Source organism: Acidobacteriota bacterium (assembly GCA_040752915.1).
Lineage (GTDB): Bacteria > Acidobacteriota > UBA4820 > UBA4820 > DSQY01 > JBFLVU01.
The window spans coordinates 1-1,243 of record JBFMHB010000147.1; the positions used below are offsets into that span (position 1 = coordinate 1).

The 1,243-nt window shown below is 67.3% G+C and carries 3 protein-coding genes; all 3 read right to left on the reverse strand.

The features are described from left to right. On the reverse strand, positions 1-626 hold a 626-nt coding region (locus AB1824_13580), incomplete at its 3' end, for a hypothetical protein (GenBank protein ID MEW5765989.1). Beyond that, positions 608-892 carry a hypothetical protein gene (locus AB1824_13585; protein ID MEW5765990.1) on the reverse strand — a complete coding sequence of 95 codons (285 nt, stop codon included), beginning with the start codon at positions 890-892 and terminating at the stop codon, positions 608-610. The genes AB1824_13585 and AB1824_13580, both read right to left, overlap by 19 nt. Before the next feature lie 4 nt (positions 893-896). Then, on the reverse strand, positions 897-1,243 hold a 347-nt coding region (locus tag AB1824_13590; protein MEW5765991.1), incomplete at its 5' end, for a TrbC/VirB2 family protein.

Below are 1,243 nucleotides of genomic sequence, written 5' to 3' on the forward strand. Positions count from 1 at the left end.
AGGCTCCGCCCGGCGTCCCGCTGGAGGGGGTTCATGAAGTGGTGGAAGAGGCGCAGGGCCTCGTCCCGGTCCAGGGGCTTGACCCTCGCGAAGGCGGCCATGTTGTCGAGGACCGAGCGCCACAGGATGGCGAAGCGTCCCAGGCTCTCGTGGAACCTGGGCCAGTTGAAGGTGCGGTGCCCCCGCAGGAGGGCCCCCCAGAAGGTGTCCTTCAGGCCGCCCGTCTGAGCCTCCAGGCTGATGAAGACGCGGTTTTCGTACATGGCGCCCCGCCGGGACCCCCAGAAAGAGGCCTGGCGCTCGCGTAGGTAGCGGATGATCTCCGGGGCCTTCGGGTCCGTCTCGAGGGTGAGCGGTTCCGCCCTCCGGCGCACGAAGTGGACGCTGAAGGCCGTCCCGGGGCCGAGGTTCTGAACCAGGGCGTGGAAGTCCCCCCGCCCGGCGTTCAGCTCCTCATCCGAGGCGAGCTGACTCTCGCACGAGAGGACCTCGGCCACGGCGAGGAGGTTGCCGTTCTTTTGGAGGACAAAGGAGTAGGGCCCGTGCTCAACGAAATCGAGCCAGCTCAAGGCGCCGGTGAGGCTCTCGGTGCTTCTCAGGTCGCGGATCAGCTTTTCGTGAACCATGGCGCGTCGCTCCGCCGGGCCGCGTCCAATTGGGGACGGAAGCGCCGGGCGCGAAGGAGGATCTCCAGGTAGCGCGGATCCTTGGTCTTTCCGTACTTCATGACGGCGAAGAGGACCGCGAGGACGACGAGCCCCGCCAGCAGGCCCCCGAACGCGACGCCGTAGTAGAAGCCGAAGTAGCAGGCCACGACCTCTGTGGCGTTGTACCCGGCGATGGTGAAGCGCTCGTTCAGGGAGCGATGGACGGGGCGCTCTGTGAGCGCCATGGCCTTACGTGATCAGGACGTTGATGAGGGCCGCCGCGCCGATGACGATGGAGGCGCCGATGATGACCTTGCCCAGGCGGCTCCACCCCTCCGAGTGGCCGAACATGATGGCCAGCCCCCCGAGGATGATCCCGATGGTCACGATGTAGGGGGCGAGGGCGTTGAACTCGCTGATGACCTTCTGGGCGGTGGTCTGGAGGGGGTCCTGCTGGGCCGATGCGGCGAGGGAGGCGATGCCGAAAGCGGATGCGGTGACGACGGTTCGAGGGGCGATGCGTGCCATGTCTCTTCTCTCCGCCCCTCCGGGGAGGGGCCTCAGACGGTTCTGCGCTTCACCTTGGGACGGAGGTC

Coding starts and splice junctions, on each gene's coding strand:
- AB1824_13585 (MEW5765990.1), bottom strand. CDS start 892: ATGGCGCTCACAGAGCGCCCCGTCCATCGCTCCCTGAACGAGCGCTTC.